The 18,430-nt window shown below is 52.1% G+C and carries 17 protein-coding genes and 1 other annotated feature; of the genes, 10 read left to right on the top strand and 7 right to left on the bottom strand.

Annotated features, from left to right (window positions below; all coding sequences use genetic code 11):
* From trpD to trpL, 3 genes are all read right to left on the bottom strand, one after another.
* On the bottom strand, positions 1–1,596 hold the full coding sequence (trpD, locus tag OGX86_RS08595) for a bifunctional anthranilate synthase glutamate amidotransferase component TrpG/anthranilate phosphoribosyltransferase TrpD (RefSeq protein WP_003020639.1): 1,596 nt from the start codon (positions 1,594–1,596) through the stop codon (positions 1–3).
* On the bottom strand, positions 1,596–3,158 hold the full coding sequence (gene trpE, locus OGX86_RS08590) for an anthranilate synthase component I (RefSeq protein WP_048224015.1): 1,563 nt from the start codon (positions 3,156–3,158) through the stop codon (positions 1,596–1,598). The genes trpD and trpE overlap by 1 nt, the downstream gene beginning before the upstream one ends.
* Positions 3,159–3,181: 23 nt before the next feature.
* Positions 3,182–3,276, bottom strand: a sequence feature (Trp leader region).
* Positions 3,253–3,297: a trp operon leader peptide gene (gene trpL / locus OGX86_RS08585; RefSeq protein ID WP_012905981.1), complete on the bottom strand. Its 45-nt coding sequence runs from the start codon at positions 3,295–3,297 to the stop codon at positions 3,253–3,255. (Overlaps the previous feature by 24 nt.)
* A 135-nt stretch (positions 3,298–3,432) precedes the next feature.
* Here trpL and rnm point away from each other — a divergent pair, with 135 nt between their 5' ends.
* The 3 genes from rnm to rluB all read left to right on the top strand — a co-directional run bounded on the left by rnm (position 3,433) and on the right by rluB (position 5,904).
* Positions 3,433–4,311, top strand: coding sequence for an RNase RNM (gene rnm, locus OGX86_RS08580; protein ID WP_008784938.1), 879 nt, complete (start codon positions 3,433–3,435; stop codon positions 4,309–4,311).
* Complete coding sequence (locus tag OGX86_RS08575) at positions 4,308–4,928, top strand: L-threonylcarbamoyladenylate synthase (RefSeq protein WP_003833336.1); 621 nt, start codon at positions 4,308–4,310, stop codon at positions 4,926–4,928. The genes rnm and OGX86_RS08575 overlap by 4 nt, the downstream gene beginning before the upstream one ends.
* A gap of 100 nt (positions 4,929–5,028) precedes the next feature.
* A complete protein-coding gene (rluB, locus tag OGX86_RS08570; RefSeq protein WP_003020625.1) occupies positions 5,029–5,904 on the top strand; it encodes a 23S rRNA pseudouridine(2605) synthase RluB in 876 nt (291 codons plus the stop codon).
* Between the two features lie 83 nt (positions 5,905–5,987).
* On the opposite strand, the gene cobO is transcribed toward rluB, so the two are convergent.
* Together cobO and OGX86_RS08560 are read right to left on the bottom strand one after the other, a co-directional pair.
* Complete coding sequence (cobO, locus tag OGX86_RS08565) at positions 5,988–6,578, bottom strand: cob(I)yrinic acid a,c-diamide adenosyltransferase (RefSeq protein ID WP_003833333.1); 591 nt, start codon at positions 6,576–6,578, stop codon at positions 5,988–5,990.
* Positions 6,575–7,336, bottom strand: a complete 762-nt coding sequence (locus OGX86_RS08560) for a YciK family oxidoreductase (RefSeq protein WP_168978223.1) — start codon at positions 7,334–7,336, stop codon at positions 6,575–6,577. Before OGX86_RS08560 ends, cobO begins: the two co-directional genes overlap by 4 nt.
* A gap of 221 nt (positions 7,337–7,557) precedes the next feature.
* Here OGX86_RS08560 and sohB point away from each other — a divergent pair, with 221 nt between their 5' ends.
* Positions 7,558–8,604 (top strand): protease SohB, encoded by a 1,047-nt coding sequence (sohB, locus tag OGX86_RS08555; protein ID WP_032934465.1) that lies wholly within the window; start codon positions 7,558–7,560, stop codon positions 8,602–8,604.
* Positions 8,605–8,712: 108 nt separating this feature from the next.
* Here the strand turns inward: sohB and OGX86_RS08550 are convergent, their stop codons facing one another.
* Positions 8,713–8,964: a YciN family protein gene (locus OGX86_RS08550; RefSeq protein ID WP_003020616.1), complete on the bottom strand. Its 252-nt coding sequence runs from the start codon at positions 8,962–8,964 to the stop codon at positions 8,713–8,715.
* A gap of 398 nt (positions 8,965–9,362) precedes the next feature.
* Here OGX86_RS08550 and topA point away from each other — a divergent pair, with 398 nt between their 5' ends.
* The 5 genes from topA to acnA all read left to right on the top strand — a co-directional run bounded on the left by topA (position 9,363) and on the right by acnA (position 16,763).
* A complete protein-coding gene (gene topA / locus OGX86_RS08545; protein ID WP_048224009.1) occupies positions 9,363–11,960 on the top strand; it encodes a type I DNA topoisomerase in 2,598 nt (865 codons plus the stop codon).
* A 208-nt stretch (positions 11,961–12,168) separates the two neighbouring features.
* Entirely contained in the window at positions 12,169–13,143 is a 975-nt protein-coding gene (gene cysB, locus OGX86_RS08540) for an HTH-type transcriptional regulator CysB (protein ID WP_003020610.1), read from the top strand.
* Between the two features lie 322 nt (positions 13,144–13,465).
* Positions 13,466–13,606 carry a YmiA family putative membrane protein gene (locus OGX86_RS08535; RefSeq protein WP_213732144.1) on the top strand — a complete coding sequence of 47 codons (141 nt, stop codon included), beginning with the start codon at positions 13,466–13,468 and terminating at the stop codon, positions 13,604–13,606.
* Between the two features lie 2 nt (positions 13,607–13,608).
* Positions 13,609–13,779 carry a YciX family protein gene (locus tag OGX86_RS08530; protein ID WP_165612489.1) on the top strand — a complete coding sequence of 57 codons (171 nt, stop codon included), beginning with the start codon at positions 13,609–13,611 and terminating at the stop codon, positions 13,777–13,779.
* Between the two features lie 308 nt (positions 13,780–14,087).
* Positions 14,088–16,763 carry an aconitate hydratase AcnA gene (gene acnA, locus OGX86_RS08525; RefSeq protein WP_286639816.1) on the top strand — a complete coding sequence of 892 codons (2,676 nt, stop codon included), beginning with the start codon at positions 14,088–14,090 and terminating at the stop codon, positions 16,761–16,763.
* A gap of 49 nt (positions 16,764–16,812) precedes the next feature.
* Here acnA and ribA read toward each other — a convergent pair whose 3' ends face one another.
* Positions 16,813–17,403: a GTP cyclohydrolase II gene (gene ribA / locus OGX86_RS08520; RefSeq protein WP_003020601.1), complete on the bottom strand. Its 591-nt coding sequence runs from the start codon at positions 17,401–17,403 to the stop codon at positions 16,813–16,815.
* Between the two features lie 201 nt (positions 17,404–17,604).
* On the opposite strand from ribA, the gene pgpB reads away from it, so the two are divergent.
* Positions 17,605–18,369, top strand: a complete 765-nt coding sequence (pgpB, locus tag OGX86_RS08515; RefSeq protein WP_286639814.1) for a phosphatidylglycerophosphatase B — start codon at positions 17,605–17,607, stop codon at positions 18,367–18,369.
* The last annotated feature ends 61 nt before the right edge of the window (positions 18,370–18,430 follow it).

Below are 18,430 nucleotides of genomic sequence, written 5' to 3'. Positions count from 1 at the left end.
TTACCCTCTTGCTGCCAGTGCAGTGACGCGGTCATAGGCCGCACCGCTACGCAGTACATTAATCACGGTTTGCGCATTGGCTTTTAAATCTTCTTCACCGTGCAGGCGCATTAACATGGCGACATTCGCGGCAACAGCAGCTTCATGAGCGGCTTCACCTTTACCTTGTAACAAGCGACTAAGAATGTCACGGTTTTCTTCCGGCGTGCCGCCAGCCAGCTGTTCCTGGTGGTAAGGCGTCAAACCAAAGTCTTCTGCCGTCAGTTGATAACTCTTGATTTCCCCATCGTGCAGCTCTGCCACAATGGTCGGCGCATGCAGCGAAACTTCGTCCATGCCACCACTGTGCACCACGGCTGCTCGTTGATATCCCAGCACACGCAGCGTTTCAGCAATCGGTAGCACCAGTTCCGGGCTGTAAACGCCGATCAGCGCCAGCGGCGGATGTGCCGGGTTAATCAACGGGCCGAGCACGTTAAACAGCGTGCGGGTTTTCAACTGCTGGCGTACCGGCATGGCATGGCGAAAACCGGTGTGATATTTCGGCGCAAACAGGAAGCACACCCCGAGGTCATCTAGAGCCTGACGGGATTTATCAGCGTTCATATCCAGATTGATGCCAAATGCCGCTAACAGATCCGAAGAGCCAGACTTGCTGGAGACGCTGCGGTTGCCGTGTTTGGCAACTTTCAGTCCGCAAGCCGCTGCAACAAAGGCGCTGGCGGTAGAAATATTGATGCTGTTGCTGCCGTCGCCGCCGGTACCGACAATATCGGCAAACAGATAATCAGGGCGCGGGAACGGGGCGGCGTTTTCCAGCAGCGCGGTTGCCGCACCGGCAATTTCATTCGGGTGTTCGCCACGAATTTTCATGCTCACCAGCGCCGCAGCCAGTTGTTCCGGCTTCAGTTCACCGCGAACGACTGCGGAAAACAGCTGGTGGCTTTCCTGCTGGGACAGCGTCTGGGCCTGATACAGTTTCTCCAGAATGGGTTGCAGCGTATTAGTTTGTTCAAGCTTCTGTTGCGCCCAGGCCAGCGTTTGTTCCAGCAAACGCGCGCCTTGGGTGGTCAGAATTGATTCCGGATGGAACTGGAAGCCGCAGACACGATCGGTATCGTGACGCACCGCCATCACCATGCCGTTAAAGTGGGCGTTAATGGTCAATCCAGCAGGTACGTTGCTGCCAACCAGCGAATGATAGCGTGCCACCGGCAGCGGATTCGCCAGACCAGCAAACATCGCCTGACCGTCGTGTTCAATGCTGGACGCTTTGCCGTGCAGGATCTCTCCTGCCTGGCCCACATATCCACCATAGGCTTCAACAATGGCCTGGTGTCCCAGACAAATACCGATGATTGGCAGCTTGCCGCGCAAACGGGTTAACAGCTCCGGCATGCAACCTGCCTCGCTTGGCGCACCTGGTCCTGGAGAAAGCATCAGCACCGGATTTTTCATGGTTGCTAAGCGATCAATCAACGTCTGGGCCGGAATATGGTTGCGGTAAATCACCACGTTGTGACCATTAGTACGCAGCTGATCCGCCAGGTTGTAGGTAAAAGAATCGATGTTATCAAGCAGCAGAATGTCAGCCATTAGAAGGTCTCCTGTGCGTGGTGCGCGGTAGCGATAGCACGCAGAACCGCGCGCGCTTTATTACGGGTTTCATCGGCTTCAGACTGCGGTACCGAATCCAGAACAATCCCGGCACCGGCTTGTACGGTGGCAATACCGTCTTCCACGAGGGCGGAGCGAATGACAATACAGGTATCCAGATCGCCATGCGCCGTGAAGTAACCTACCGCACCGCCGTAGCTGCCACGGCGACGACCCTCTGCCTCGGCGATAAGCTGCATGGCGCGAACTTTTGGCGCTCCGCTTAACGTGCCCATATTCATACAGGCGCGGTAAGCATGCAGAACATCCAGATCGCTACGCAATTCGCCGACCACGCGCGAAACCAGGTGCATAACGAAGGAGTAACGATCGACTTTTGTGAGGTCAGCAACATAGCGGCTGCCAGGCGTACAGATGCGCGCCAGGTCGTTACGCGCAAGGTCAACCAGCATCAGGTGCTCAGAAAGCTCTTTATGGTCGGTACGCATCTCCAGCTCGATACGGCTGTCGAGATCGCGATCAAGCGAACCGTCCGCACGACGACCGCGCGGGCGAGTACCAGCAATCGGGTAGATCTCTATCTGGCGGCTGGTGGCATCATATTTCAGCGAGCTTTCCGGGGAGGCGCCAAACAGCGTGAAATCGTTGTCCTGCATGAAAAACATGTATGGGCTGGGGTTACTTTTCTTCAGCACATAGTAGGCCGCCAGCGGAGATGGGCAGGGCAGCGAGAAACGGCGGGATGGCACCACCTGGAAAATTTCGCCCGCGCGAATCGCTTTTTGCATGCCACGAACTACGGCGCCAAACTCTTCATCGCTCTGATTGCACTCGCAGCGCATCTGCGGGACTTCAGTGACCGGCAACGGCGGCGCAGGCTCGGTAAGCTGCTGGCTCAACTGCGCCAGCCGAGCGTTAAGACGCTGTTTTTCCGCATCATTGGGGGTAAAAATACTGGACTGAATACGGGTGCTTTTTTTCTGGTGGTCGATAACCATCAGCGTTTCTGCCAGATAGAAGCAGTAGTCAGGACAACGGTTGCCCGCTTCAAGCTGAGGTAAATCTTCAAAACCGGCAACCAGGTCGTAGGAAAAAAGACCGCCGAAGAACATCGCTTCACGTTCTTGCACAGGAACATTCACCAGCTCCTGCAATAAACGGAATGCATCAAATACGGACAGGGAGCATAAGCGGGCGTCTTCATCGAGCAGTGGGCTGACGACAGGGAATCGCAGATGACGACCATTCGGCTGTTGTTCGTTCTCAACGCCAGCGGGCAGGGCAGCATCCAGCAGGGGCAGCAGCGATGCGCCGTTTGCGGACAAAGCCTGAATAGTGACAGTGTCACCGAGAGCGGTAATGCGTAATGCGCTGTCAACCAGCAGCAGGCTCTTCAGATCGTCTTTGCTGTCGATGTCTGCAGATTCCAGCAGCAGTGTTGCTGGACGTGCGCCACACACCTGATGAAACAACGCCGTCGGATTCTCACGGTAGGCGGCATCGCAGGCAAGCAGTTCGAGTGTCGGTTTTTGAGTTTGCATCGTTATTCTCATTAATTTTGTTCAAAAAAAAGCCCGCTCATTTGGCGGGCCGGGTATCTGGTTGCATATTGCAGACGTAAGACACTGCCCGAAATCAGGAAGTGCGCCACCAACCGTGCAGAACAAATGTTGCTTTCATCTCAGATACCTTCTTCATGTGAACTTGCGTACTAGTTAACTAGTTCGATGGAATAAAGTCAACACCTGATTTCAGTATATTTGTCGAAACCGCTATGATGGGCGTGATACGACATTTATTGAAACGGGAGCCGCCTTGAGCGACACGAATTACGCAGTGATTTATGACCTGCACAGTCATACTACAGCCTCCGATGGGCGGTTAACGCCAGAAGCCTTAGTACACCGTGCGGTAGAGATGCGAGTCGGTACACTGGCGATCACCGATCATGACACCACGGCCGGCATTGCGGCGGCAAGAGAAGAAATTTCACGTTCAGGTTTAGCCTTAAATTTGATCCCTGGCGTAGAGATATCAACGGTCTGGGAAAACCATGAGATCCATATAGTGGGTCTGAACATTGATATCGCCCATCCCATGATGTGTGAGTTTCTGGCGCAACAAACGGAACGTCGTCAGCAGCGTGCGCGCCTGATTGCCGAACGACTCGACAAAGCGCATATCCCCGGCGCGTGGGAAGGGGCGTTACGCCTGGCTGATGGCGGGGCGGTTACGCGGGGCCATTTTGCGCGTTTCCTGATGGAATGCGGAAAAGCCACAACCATGGCGGATGTCTTTAAAAAATATCTTGCCCGTGGGAAAACCGGTTACGTTCCGCCACAGTGGTGTACAATAGAACAAGCTATTGATGTCATTCATCATTCTGGCGGTAAGGCTGTTCTGGCTCATCCTGGGCGGTACGATCTTAGCGCTAAGTGGCTGAAAAGACTGGTTGCGCATTTTGCTGAACATCGCGGCGACGCGATGGAAGTAGCACAGTGCCAGCAGTCGCCCAATGAACGCACCCATCTGGCGACGCTTGCGCGTTCGCATCAACTGTGGGCATCGCAAGGGTCTGATTTTCATCTACCCTGCCCATGGATTGAGTTGGGTCGTAAACTTTGGTTGCCCGCAGGCGTAGAAGGCGTCTGGCAACTTTGGGAGCAGCCCGAGATCACAGAGAGGAAAGTATGAGTCAGTTTTTTTATATTCATCCCGAAAACCCGCAGCAGCGACTGATCAATCAGGCCGTTGAAATCGTGCGTAAAGGTGGGGTGATCGTCTATCCAACCGATTCCGGCTATGCGTTGGGCTGCAAAATTGAAGATAAAGGCGCCATGGAGCGCATTTGCCGCATCCGTCATCTGCCGGACGGGCACAACTTTACGCTGATGTGTCGTGACCTGTCCGAACTGTCGACCTATTCGTTTGTCGACAACGTGGCATTCCGTTTAATTAAAAACAACACGCCGGGTAACTACACCTTCATCCTGAAAGGGACGAAAGAAGTTCCGCGCCGTTTGTTGCAGGAAAAACGTAAGACCATCGGCCTGCGTGTGCCATCGAATCCGATTGCGCTGGCGCTGCTGGAAGCACTGGGCGAGCCGATGCTGTCTACATCGCTGATGCTGCCGGGCAGTGAATTTACTGAGTCAGACCCGGAAGAGATTAAAGATCGTCTGGAAAAACTGGTGGATTTGATTATCCACGGTGGCTATCTCGGTCAGCAGCCGACCACGGTCATCGATTTAACCGACGATTCCCCGGTGGTGTTGCGTGAAGGCGTCGGCGACGTTAAACCTTTCTTATAAGGGCGCGAACCGCTATACTACGCGGCCTTAAAATGGCGCTGACTGGCGCCGTTGATTCTCCTGTTCGACGCCTGTGAAGGCGACATCTAAAGGAAGCTCTATGAGCGAAAAGTTACAAAAAGTGCTGGCACGCGCTGGCCACGGTTCTCGCCGTGAAATCGAATCTATTATTGCCGCGGGTCGCGTGAGCGTTGATGGCAAAATTGCCACGCTCGGCGATCGCGTTGAAGTCACTCCGGGTCTGAAAATCCGTATCGACGGTCATCTGATTTCGGTTAAAGAGTCTGCAGAGCAAATCTGCCGCGTTCTGGCCTATTACAAACCAGAGGGTGAACTGTGTACCCGCAACGACCCGGAAGGTCGTCCGACCGTGTTCGATCGTTTGCCAAAACTGCGTGATGCGCGCTGGATTGCCGTAGGGCGTCTGGACGTGAATACCTGCGGTTTACTGCTGTTTACCACCGATGGTGAACTGGCTAACCGTCTGATGCACCCAAGCCGTGAAGTTGAACGTGAATATGCGGTACGTGTGTTTGGTCAGGTTGATGATGCAAAACTGCGCGATCTGAGTCGTGGTGTACAGCTGGAAGATGGTCCGGCGGCATTTAAAACGATCAAGTTCAGCGGTGGTGAAGGGATCAACCAGTGGTATAACGTCACGCTGACCGAAGGGCGTAACCGTGAAGTCCGTCGCCTGTGGGAAGCTGTAGGTGTACAGGTAAGCCGTCTTATTCGTGTTCGTTACGGTGATATCCCGCTGCCGAAAGGCCTGCCGCGTGGTGGCTGGACCGAGCTTGACCTCGCGCAGACCAACTATCTGCGTGAACTGGTGGAACTGAAGCCGGAAACGACCTCTAAAGTTGCCGTCGAGAAAGATCGTCGTCGCATGAAGGCAAATCAGATCCGTCGTGCGGTGAAGCGCCACTCACAGGTCGGTAGCAGCCGTCGTCCGGGTGGTCGTAGCAACAACGGTTAATTATGAGTAGGCCTGATAAGCAAAGCGCCATCAGGCGTTAGCGTGGAGCCGGATGCGGCGCAAGCGCCTTATCCGGCCTACTGTCAGTAATCAATCCCTATCTGGGCCTTCACGCCCGCTTCAAACGCATGCTTGACCGGGCGCAGCTCGCTGACTGTATCCGCTAACTCCAGAATATCGCGATGACATCCACGGCCGGTGATAATCACCGTTTGATGGGCAGGGCGCGCGTTTAGGGCAGTGATGACCTCTTCAAGCGGCAGATAGTCGTATGCCACCATATAGGTCAGCTCGTCCAGCACCACCATATCCAGTTCATCGTCGGCTAGCATCCGCTTGCCGTGTTCCCACACGGCCATACAGGCCGCGGTGTCGGACTCACGGTTTTGCGTTTCCCAGGTAAATCCTGTCGCCATAACCTGAAACTCTACGCCGTGGGGTTCAAGTAAGTTACGTTCTCCATTTGGCCACGTACCTTTAATAAATTGTACGACGCCGACTTTTTTACCGTGGCCCACCGCGCGCGTGGCGGTACCGAATGCGGCGGTGGTTTTACCCTTACCATTTCCGGTGAATACGATGATGATCCCGCGCTCGTCCGTAGCGGCGGCAACGCGTGCGTCAACCCGATCTTTTACGCGCTGTTGACGTTGCTGATAGCGTTCTTCACTCATTGGGCAATTCCTGGTTTACGGCCCGGCTGGGCGTCAAAAGTCATACCGGTTTTACGGCGGCTGTCATCGCCCATCAGCCACAGGTAGAGCGGCATAATATCGGCGGGAGTTTTCAATTTTTGTGGATCTTCCGTGGGGAATGCACTGGCTCGCATACCTGTTCGTGTTCCACCAGGATTGATACAGTTTACGCGCAGATGACGGTTTTGATACTCATCAGCCAGAACCTGCATCATCCCTTCGGTTGCAAATTTTGAGGTGGCATATGCACCCCAATTGGCGCGTCCCTGGCGGCCAACGCTGGAAGAGGTAAAGACCAGCGATCCGGCATCGGATTTGAGTAACAACGGCAGCAATGCCTGAGTCAGCATAAAAGTGGCATTCACATTTACCTGCATCACATCCTGCCAGACCAGCGGGTTTTGTTCACTCATTGGGCAAATATCGCCGAGTAATCCGGCGTTATGCAGTACGCCATCCAGACGCGGGAAATGTGCGGCAATGCGTTGCGCAAGCTGGTGACATTCTTCAGAGGTACAGGTCAGTAAATCCAGTGTAAACCACTGTGGTTGTGTTCCGTTTTCATCGGCGATAGTGCGGGCAACCTGACGCAGTTTTTCTTCGTTACGCCCAAGCAGGATAACGGTCGCGCCATAGCGTGCATAGGTCTGCGTGGCTTCGCGTCCGATACCATCGCTGGCACCGGTGACAAGAATAATGCGGCCCTGTAAAAGGTCTTGTTTAGGTTGGTAATGCACGGCTACTCCTCGGCGACGCCCTGGCCATCTCGTTCGCAATAACTTTTGGGCTTTATGCCTTAAACCCTGTTCTTTTTCAATCAGCCAAAGGCAATAACACCGCAAAATGAACGCTTTGTCATGCTTTTTACTGATTCAGCACTGGATGTATGAAGCAAGACGAGGTGACACACCTGTTGTACACTGAGCGGAAGTCGCGTTGTTTAACCAAGGTGGGTCTTGTGGAATTGTTGTCTGAATATGGGCTGTTTTTGGCAAAAATTGTCACTGTCGTGGTGGCTATTGCAGTGGTGGTGATGCTGATCGTAAACGCGACACAACGCAAACGTCAGCGTGGGGAATTGCGGGTTATTAACCTCAGCGATCAATATAAAGAGATGAAGGAAGATCTGTCGCTGGCCTTATTGGATGGGCATCAGCAAAAATTCTGGCATAAGGCGCAGAAAAAGAAACAGAAGCTGGAGGCGAAGGCCGCCAAGGCAAAAGCGAAACTGGGTGACAGTACGTCATCAGATAAACCTCGTGTATGGGTGCTGGATTTTAAAGGCAGTATGGATGCCCATGAGGTCAGCGCATTACGCGAAGAGGTGACGGCGGTGCTGGCGGTTGTTAAACCTCAGGATCAGGTGGTGGTTCGTCTGGAAAGCCCGGGCGGTGTGGTACATGGTTATGGCCTGGCTGCGTCCCAGTTACAACGCCTGCGCGATAAGCAGATCCCACTGACCGTCACGGTAGATAAAGTCGCTGCGAGCGGCGGATATATGATGGCCTGCGTGGCAGATAAAATTGTTTCGGCGCCGTTTGCTATCGTCGGCTCAATTGGCGTGGTGGCGCAGATCCCGAACTTTAACCGCTTCCTGAAAGGGAAAGATATTGATATCGAACTGCACACCGCCGGACAGTACAAGCGTACGCTGACGTTGCTTGGCGAGAACACGGAAGAAGGGCGGCAGAAATTCCGTGAAGATCTGAACGAAACACATCATTTGTTTAAAGATTTTGTCCATCGTATGCGCCCGACTCTGGACATTGAGCAGGTTGCCACGGGTGAACACTGGTTTGGTCAACAGGCGCTGGCAAATGGGCTGGTGGATGAGATCAATACCAGCGATGAGGTGATCCTCGGGCTGATGGAAGGTCGTGAAGTGTTGAACGTTCGCTATCTGCAGCGTAAAAAGCTGATGGATCGTTTTACCGGTAGTGCGGCGGAGAGCGCCGATCGTTTGCTGATGCGCTGGTGGCAGCGGGGACAGAAGCCACTGATGTAAAATTGTCATTGCCGGATAGCGATGCTCACATATCCTATCCGGCCTACAAATATGCATCAATGTAGGCTGGATAAGGCGTTGCCGCCATCCGGCAAATTATTCCTCGAGTTAATCGATCAAGTGATACTTTTCAGAAAGTACGTGCGCCAGGTGTTTAAACATATTAAACACAGCCGTACTTTTGGGCGTTGGTAGCCCTTGCTCGTCTAAAAAGTAATCTCCGCTGAAAACCAGCACGCCGTTTCGCTGCGTAACGCCGGTGGCGACAATCCCCGCCAGCGTGTCCTCATGCTCACGAATGATTTTGTTGGCTTCAATCAGCAGTGTTTCGCGATCGATGGGTTGAGTGTCTTTATGCATGATTTACTCCTTAAACAAGGACATTAGTCTACGCTGAGCCCGCCTTATGGGCAAATATTCCCTGACATAAATGAAGGTTTTACGACAGTGTTACAACTGGCGAGATTTGTTTTTGCATGCTAATAAAGTTGCGTAACGCATTTTATCAGGTACAGTGTGACGCTTTCGTCAATCTGGCAACAGATTTGCTTGACATTCGACCAATACTTCGTCGTGCTAGAGCGTTTGTGAGAAAAAAAGCCTGTTAACTCAGTCACATGAGAGTTACATTACAAGCGCGAAACAGTTTAAGGGGTTGATATCCGCCGACGCAGAGACCATATCGATGTCTCGTCGCCAGTGGAAGGTGAATCAACGTGCGACGCATTCTGGAAGAATCAAATTAGGTAAAGGTGAATATGGGTAAAGCTCTTGTCATCGTTGAGTCCCCGGCAAAAGCCAAAACGATCAACAAGTATCTGGGTAATGACTACGTGGTGAAATCCAGCGTCGGTCATATCCGTGATTTGCCGACCAGTGGCTCAGCAACTAAAAAGAGCGCCGACTCAACCTCCACCAAAACGGCTAAAAAGCCCAAAAAGGATGAACGTGGCGCTCTCGTCAACCGTATGGGTGTTGACCCGTGGCACAACTGGGATGCGCGCTATGAAGTGCTGCCTGGTAAAGAGAAAGTTGTTTCTGAACTGAAGCAACTGGCTGAAAAAGCCGACCACATCTATCTCGCAACCGACCTTGACCGCGAAGGGGAAGCCATTGCATGGCACCTGCGGGAAGTCATCGGTGGCGACGACACCCGCTACAGCCGCGTGGTGTTTAACGAAATTACCAAAAATGCTATTCGCCAGGCGTTTGAAAAACCGGGCGAGTTGAACATCGATCGTGTTAATGCGCAACAGGCGCGCCGCTTTATGGACCGTGTTGTGGGCTATATGGTGTCGCCACTGCTGTGGAAAAAAATTGCGCGTGGTCTGTCTGCCGGTCGCGTACAGTCTGTGGCTGTGCGTCTGGTGGTTGAGCGTGAACGCGAAATCAAAGCATTTGTTCCAGAAGAGTTCTGGGAAATTGATGCTAACACGACCACGCCGGGCGGCGACGCGTTGCCGCTTGAGGTGACGCATCAAAATGACAAACCGTTCCGCCCTGTAAATCGGGAACAAACGCTTGCCGCCGTTAGCCTGTTGGAAAAAGCGCGCTATAGCGTCCTGGAACGTGAAGATAAACCGACAAGCAGCAAGCCGAGCGCACCGTTCATTACCTCCACGCTACAGCAGGCTGCGAGCACGCGTCTGGGCTTTGGTGTGAAGAAAACCATGATGATGGCGCAGCGCTTGTATGAAGCGGGTTACATCACTTACATGCGTACTGACTCAACCAACCTGAGCCAGGATGCTGTCACCATGGTTCGCGATTACATCAGTGATAATTTTGGCAAAAAATATTTGCCGGAGAGCGCGAACCAGTACGCCAGCAAAGAGAACTCGCAGGAAGCACACGAAGCTATCCGTCCTTCCGATGTCGCCGTACTGGCGGAGTCGCTGAAAGATATGGAAGCCGATGCGCAAAAACTGTATCAGCTGATCTGGCGCCAGTTTGTAGCTTGTCAGATGACGCCAGCGAAATATGACTCTACCACCCTGACCGTGGGTGCGGGTGATTTCCGTCTGAAAGCGCGTGGTCGTATTCTGCGCTTCGATGGTTGGACCAAAGTGATGCCAGCACTGCGTAAGGGCGATGAAGATCGCATCTTACCGGCGGTGGACAAAGGCGATACCTTGACGCTTATCGAGCTGACACCTGCGCAGCACTTCACCAAGCCGCCTGCACGCTTCAGTGAAGCTTCGCTGGTTAAAGAGCTTGAAAAGCGTGGCATTGGTCGTCCATCCACCTATGCGTCGATCATCTCTACGATTCAGGATCGCGGTTATGTTCGCGTTGAAAACCGTCGCTTCTACGCTGAAAAAATGGGTGAAATCGTCACCGATCGTCTGGAAGAAAACTTCCGCGAGCTGATGAACTACGATTTTACCGCGCAGATGGAAGACAGCCTCGACCAGGTGGCGAATCACGAAGCCGAATGGAAGGGCGTACTCGACAACTTCTTCACTGATTTTACTCAGCAGTTAGATAAAGCCGAGAAAGATCCTGAAGAAGGCGGTATGCGTCCGAACCAGATGGTGCTGACCAGCATTGATTGCCCGACCTGCGGACGCAAGATGGGTATTCGTACCGCCAGTACCGGCGTTTTCCTTGGTTGCTCCGGCTACGCACTTTCCCCGAAAGAGCGTTGCAAAACCACCATTAACCTGGTGCCGGAAAACGAAGTATTGAACGTGCTGGAAGGCGATGACGCGGAAACGAACGCATTGCGCGCCAAACGCCGCTGCCAGAAGTGCGGTACGGCAATGGACAGTTATCTCATCGATCCTAAGCGTAAATTGCATGTGTGTGGTAATAACCCAACCTGCGACGGCTACGAGATCGAAGAGGGTGAATTCCGTATCAAGGGTTATGACGGTCCTATCGTAGAGTGCGAAAAATGTGGTTCTGAAATGCACCTGAAAATGGGACGTTTCGGCAAATACATGGCGTGTACCAACGACGAGTGTAAAAATACCCGTAAGATCCTGCGTAACGGTGAAGTTGCTCCGCCGAAAGAAGATCCGGTTCCGCTACCGGAACTGCCGTGTGAAAAATCTGACGCGTATTTCGTGTTACGTGATGGTGCTGCAGGTATCTTCCTGGCGGCCAATACGTTCCCGAAATCACGTGAGACTCGTGCGCCGTTGGTGGAAGAGTTGTACCGCTTCCGCGATCGCCTGCCGGAAAAACTGCGTTATCTGGCAGATGCGCCGCAAACTGACCCGGATGGTAACAAGTCTATGGTTCGTTTCAGCCGTAAAACCAAGCAGCAATACGTTACCGCTGAGAAAGACGGTAAGGCGACTGGCTGGTCCGCGTTCTTCGTTGACGGTAAATGGGTAGAAGGGAAGAAATAACAGCGTTTCGGCTGAATTTCTCCTCAAAGGGTCGCGTAAGCGGCCCTTTTTGTTTCTGGCATATTATTTTTTGTCATACCTATACAGCGTACATATAAATGATATAGTGGTTATAGTTAACAGACTTTTTATTATTAAATCGTATTAGCAGCGCCCACGAGCCTGCACTGAAACGATGACTTGATGGCGCGAATCGGGATGGCATAACATGAAATTACAGCAGCTTCGCTACATTGTTGAGGTGGTGAACCACAACCTTAATGTCTCCTCAACGGCGGAAGGGCTTTATACCTCTCAGCCCGGTATCAGTAAGCAAGTTCGTATGCTGGAAGATGAACTTGGCATCCAGATTTTCGCCCGTAGCGGTAAGCATCTGACCCAGGTTACGCCTGCGGGGCAGGAAGTTATCCGTATTGCGCGCGAAGTACTGTCTAAGGTAGATGCTATTAAGTCCGTTGCTGGCGAACATACCTGGCCGGATAAAGGCTCGCTGTATATCGCCACCACGCACACCCAGGCACGTTACGCTTTGCCGAACGTGATTAAAGGTTTTATTGAGCGATATCCTCGTGTTTCATTGCATATGCATCAGGGATCGCCGACGCAAATTGCCGAAGCCGTCTCGAAAGGGAATGCGGATTTTGCCATCGCGACGGAAGCCCTGCATCTGTATGACGATCTGGTGATGTTACCTTGCTACCACTGGAACCGTTCGATTGTCGTCACGCCGGATCATCCGCTGGCGGGAAAATCCTCGGTTTCTATTGAGGAACTGGCACAGTATCCACTGGTAACCTACACCTTTGGATTTACCGGGCGTTCGGAGCTGGACACCGCGTTTAACCGTGCGGGTCTGGAGCCGCGTATTGTTTTTACCGCGACCGATGCCGATGTTATTAAAACCTATGTCCGTCTGGGGCTCGGCGTGGGTGTAATTGCCAGTATGGCGGTTGATCCTGTTTCCGATCCTGACCTGGTACGTGTGGATGCGCACGATATCTTCAGCCATAGCACCACCAAAATTGGTTTTCGTCGCAGCACCTTCTTACGCAGTTACATGTATGATTTCATTCAACGTTTCGCGCCGCATCTGACGCGTGATGTGGTGGACACGGCGGTGGCTCTACGTTCCAACGATGATATTGAAGCCATGTTTAAAGATATTAAATTGCCTGAGAAATAATAACGGTTGTTACCTTGTCGGTATCCGTAAGCCGTAAGCATAAAGTGATACCGACGGGAGAGTCTTAATTTATTCATTATTTCTCCTCCTATATATTAACCATATATTATTTATGGAAAAAGTTCTCTAAAGTAGTTTCAAATTAGTCAGCTTGCCAAAAATCACTCTCAAATATTCATAATTGATCAAACAATTGATTTATTTATCAGATCGAGTCCGAAAATTAACTGGCTTTTTTTCGCCTTTTTTATTAGGATTCCTCCTATCTGATGATTAATTGTACCAATTGTTTGGTGCCTAAATGATAAGTGATTTCGATAGTATGAGGTTAGCGATGCCTTCAGGAAACCAGCCTGCACGCCGGGATCCCGCGATGAAACGTAAAGCCTGGTTCGCCGTGTTTCTTGGCTCTGCGATATTCTGGATTATTGTCGCACTCGTGGCCTGGAACGTGTGGGGGTAAGTATGTCCGCACCGGAGCAGCACTCTACCGTGACGCCAGCGTCTCATGACCATGAGCAAGAGAGCAAAACCGTAGCCGAGAAAGATCCAAAGATACCCGAATCCTGGAATCTTTCTCCTGAACAACGGGCGTTTATTGATCTGTTAACCGATGATGATAAACAGAAACAATAATTCGTACGTATTTTATAATAATAACGATTACCTCGTGGCCTTAAATATCGAATCGTTTATCCCATGTATTCACCATCAGCCACCTAATCAACGTATTATCGATTGCGCTATTGCCTGCTGAATATTCATCCTATTCATCTACACGGCTAGACCTTACTCCCTACCATTGACCTCACTTCGCGCTTTTGTATCGCGCGCTACTTTTATCAATTTGAGTTGTTATCAAAGCGTTACATTTTGTTTGTGTTATCTTTAATACTAACCCTGAGGAAATCAGGGGATCCAACCCTGTCATTTAAGGAGGAGCTATGTCGTCGACCCTACGAGAAGCCAGTAAGGACACATTGCAGGTTAAAGATAAAACCTACCGCTACTACAGTTTACCTCTGGCCGCTAAATCACTGGGTGATATCACCCGACTACCCAAATCGCTGAAAGTGTTACTGGAAAACCTGCTTCGTTGGCAGGATGGTAATTCCGTAACCGAAGATGATATTCATGCGCTCGCGCATTGGCTGAAGACTGCCCATGCCGATCGTGAAATTGCCTATCGACCCGCTCGAGTTCTGATGCAGGATTTTACCGGCGTGCCGGCGGTGGTCGATCTGGCCGCCATGCGCGAAGCGGTGAAACGTTTGGGCGGAGATACAGCAAAGGTGAATCCGCTTTCGCCAGTGGACCTTGTCATTGACCACTCGGTAACGGTGGACCGTTTTGGTGATGATGATGCTTTCGAAGAAAACGTACGCCTGGAAATGGAACGTAACCATGAGCGTTATGTGTTCCTGAAATGGGGACAGCAGGCATTTAGTCGCTTCAGCGTTGTACCACCAGGAACGGGGATTTGCCACCAGGTTAACCTTGAATACCTCGGCAAAGCCGTCTGGAGCGAGTTACAGGACGGTGAGTGGGTGGCTTACCCTGACACGTTGGTCGGAACCGATTCCCATACGACAATGATTAATGGTCTCGGTGTGCTGGGATGGGGCGTTGGAGGCATTGAGGCCGAAGCAGCAATGCTGGGTCAACCGGTCTCTATGCTTATCCCGGATGTTGTGGGCTTCAAACTGGTGGGAAAACTGCGGGAAGGCATCACCGCTACTGACCTGGTTTTAACCGTCACCCAGATGCTGCGTAAGCACGGCGTGGTCGGTAAATTCGTTGAATTCTACGGTGATGGGCTGGACACCTTACCGCTGGCCGATCGGGCAACCATTGCGAACATGTCACCGGAATACGGCGCAACCTGCGGTTTCTTCCCGATCGATAGCATCACTCTTGAATATATGCGTCTGAGTGGGCGCAGTGAGGAGCAGGTTGAGCTGGTCAGCGCCTATGCCAAAGCGCAGGGAATGTGGCGTAATCCTGGGGATGAACCCGTATTTACCAGTTCACTGGAGCTGGATATGGGCAGTGTAGAAGCTAGCCTTGCCGGACCGAAGCGTCCGCAGGATCGGGTGGCACTGGCTGATGTCCCGAAAGCGTTTTCGGCGAGTAATGAACTCGAAGTGAATAGCTCGCTGAAAGATCGCCAACCAGTGGACTATACAATGAACGGTCACCAGTACCAGCTGCCGGATGGTGCTGTGGTTATTGCAGCGATCACTTCCTGTACCAACACCTCTAACCCAAGCGTATTGATGGCGGCGGGGCTGCTGGCGAAAAAAGCAGTGACGCTTGGTCTGAAACGTCAGCCATGGGTGAAAGCCTCGCTGGCGCCAGGATCGAAGGTGGTGTCTGATTATCTGGCGCAGGCAGGGTTCACGCCGTACCTTGATGAGCTGGGATTTAACCTTGTAGGTTATGGCTGTACCACCTGTATCGGTAACTCGGGTCCGTTACCCGATCCTATCGAGACTGCTATCAAAAAAGGCGACCTCACCGTTGGTGCTGTGCTTTCCGGCAACCGAAACTTTGAGGGGCGTATCCATCCGCTCGTGAAGACCAACTGGTTGGCGTCTCCGCCGCTGGTGGTGGCCTATGCGCTGGCGGGGAATATGAATATCAATCTGACTAAAGATCCGTTAGGGCATGACAGAAAGGGCGATCCCGTATATCTGAAAGATATCTGGCCGACGGCTCAGGAAATTGCCCGTGCCGTGGAGCAGGTTTCTACCGCCATGTTCCATAAAGAGTATGCTGAAGTGTTTGAAGGCACGCCAGAATGGAAAGCAATCCAGGTAGATCGGGCTGATACCTATGGCTGGCAGTCTGACTCAACCTATATCCGCTTGTCGCCGTTCTTCGATGGTATGCAGGCGACGCCGGATCCGGTCCAGGACATTCATGGTGCGCGTATCCTTGCAATGCTTGGAGATTCCGTCACCACCGACCATATTTCTCCTGCAGGTAGTATTAAGCCGGACAGCCCGGCGGGGCGTTATCTGCAAAGCCACGGCGTAGAGCGTAAAGATTTTAACTCCTACGGTTCGCGGCGCGGGAATCATGAAGTAATGATGCGCGGTACCTTTGCCAATATTCGTATTCGCAATGAGATGGTGCCCGGCGTGGAAGGTGGGATGACGCGTCATTTGCCGGGAACTGAGGTAGTGGCTATCTATGATGCGGCTATGCAATATCAACAGGAGAATATTCCCTTGGCGGTTATTGCCGGGAAAGAGTATGGCTCTGGCTCCAGTCGCGACTGGGCGGCAAAAGGCCCGCGCTTGCTGGGGATTCGCGTGGTTATCGCTGAATCCTTTGAGCGAATTCACCGTTCTAACCTGATTGGTATGGGGATTTTGCCGCTGGAATTCCCACAGGGCGTCACGCGTAAAACGCTGGGACTAACCGGTGAGGAAGCGATCGATATTACGGATCTGCAAAACATCAAACCGGGTGCAACAGTGCCGGTGAGTATGGTTCGCTCGGATGGACGTAAAGAAGTTGTTTTATGCCGCTGCCGTATCGATACCGCGACGGAGCTAACGTACTACCAAAACGATGGCATTCTGCACTACGTGATTCGTAATATGTTGAGCTAGAATGTAAAAAGCCTGCGAGAGCAGGCTTTATTATCGGCGGTAACAACTATTACTTGCCCAGCAAATGTCCCATCTTGGCGGCTTTGGTGTCCAGGTAATGTTCATTGTTCGGGTTACGACCCACAATCAGCGGCACGCGTTCAACAATATTGATTCCCGCTTCGGTCAGAATTTCCACTTTTTTCGGGTTATTGGTCAGCAAACGAACTTCGTCCACACCAAGCAGCTTGAACATATCCGCACACAGCGTGAAATCACGCTCATCTGCCGCAAAGCCCAACTGATGGTTAGCTTCAACGGTATCATAACCCTGGTCCTGCAACGCGTAGGCGCGGATTTTATTGAGCAGGCCGATATTGCGTCCTTCCTGACGATGATAAAGCAGGATACCGCGCCCTTCTTCAGCAATATGGGTGAGAGCCGCTTCGAGCTGGAAACCGCAATCGCAACGCAGGCTAAACAATGCATCGCCAGTCAGACATTCGGAGTGGACACGGGCCAGGACAGGCGTTTGGCCTGTGATATCGCCAAAAACCAGTGCGACGTGATCGTGTCCGGTTGCCAGTTCTTCAAATCCCACCATCAGGAAATCACCCCAGGGGGTTGGCAGTTTGGCTTCTGCCACACGTTTAAGCTGCATGTAATTCTCCAGATTATGCTGGCACTGTCGTGCCGTCGCCTGTTGGCTTCTGTTCTATATTGCACTATTTTGCCATAAGGCAACGATGTTCACCTAGTCGCGACAACGGATTCGCTTTTGGAATGGCACAAAATTGTCAATTTCCCCGGCATGCGCTTTTTTCAGTTATGATTGTGAGACTTATCGACGAAAGGAGAGGCAATGCTGTCAATTGCAAAGCGCACTGCGGTCGGGGCCGGGCTGCTACTTATTATGCCGGTTGCCGTATGGGTATCGGGCTGGAGCTGGCAGCCGGGACATAACGTTTGGTGGCTAAAATCTCTGTACTGGATAACGGAAACGGTGACGCAGCCGTGGGGCATTATCACTCACGTTGTTCTCTGTGCATGGTTTCTGTGGTGTCTGCGTTTTCGTCTGAATGCTGCGGTAATGCTGTTTGCGATCCTGGCTGCGGCCATTTTAGTCGGTCAGGGCGTGAAGTCCTGGGTTAAAGACAGGGTGCAGGAACCTCGGCCCTTTGTCGTGTGGCTGGAAAAAACGCACCATATTCCGGTTGATGAGTTCTACACTTTAAAACGTAAAGAACGTGGTCACTTAGTTAAAGAGCAATTGGCCGAACAACAGGATATTCCGACGTTTCTACGTAAGCACTGGCAAAAAGAAACAGGGTTTGCCTTTCCGTCAGGGCATACGATGTTTGCCGCCAGTTGGGCTTTACTGGCCGTAGGGCTGTTATGGCCACGCCGACGTACGCTGACAATTGTGTTTTTACTTATCTGGGCTACGGGCGTTATGGGCAGTCGCTTGCTATTAGGCATGCACTGGCCCCGTGATTTGGTTGTTGCAACGCTGATTTCATGGTTGCTGGTAACGCTGGCGACATGGCTTGCGCAGCGGGTATGCGGACCATTAACGCCGCCTGTGCAGGAGGAAAAAGAAATCGCTCAGCGTGAACAAGAAAGTTAGCCATGATTGATTTTTCGAATTTTGCCCTTAAATCAGAAAGGGGAAAGCGCTTTTCCGTTTC

The sequence above is a fragment of the Citrobacter sp. Cpo040 genome (genome assembly GCF_030332915.1).
Lineage (GTDB): Bacteria > Pseudomonadota > Gammaproteobacteria > Enterobacterales > Enterobacteriaceae > Citrobacter > Citrobacter portucalensis.
This window is presented reverse-complemented; position numbering and strand designations above follow the sequence as displayed.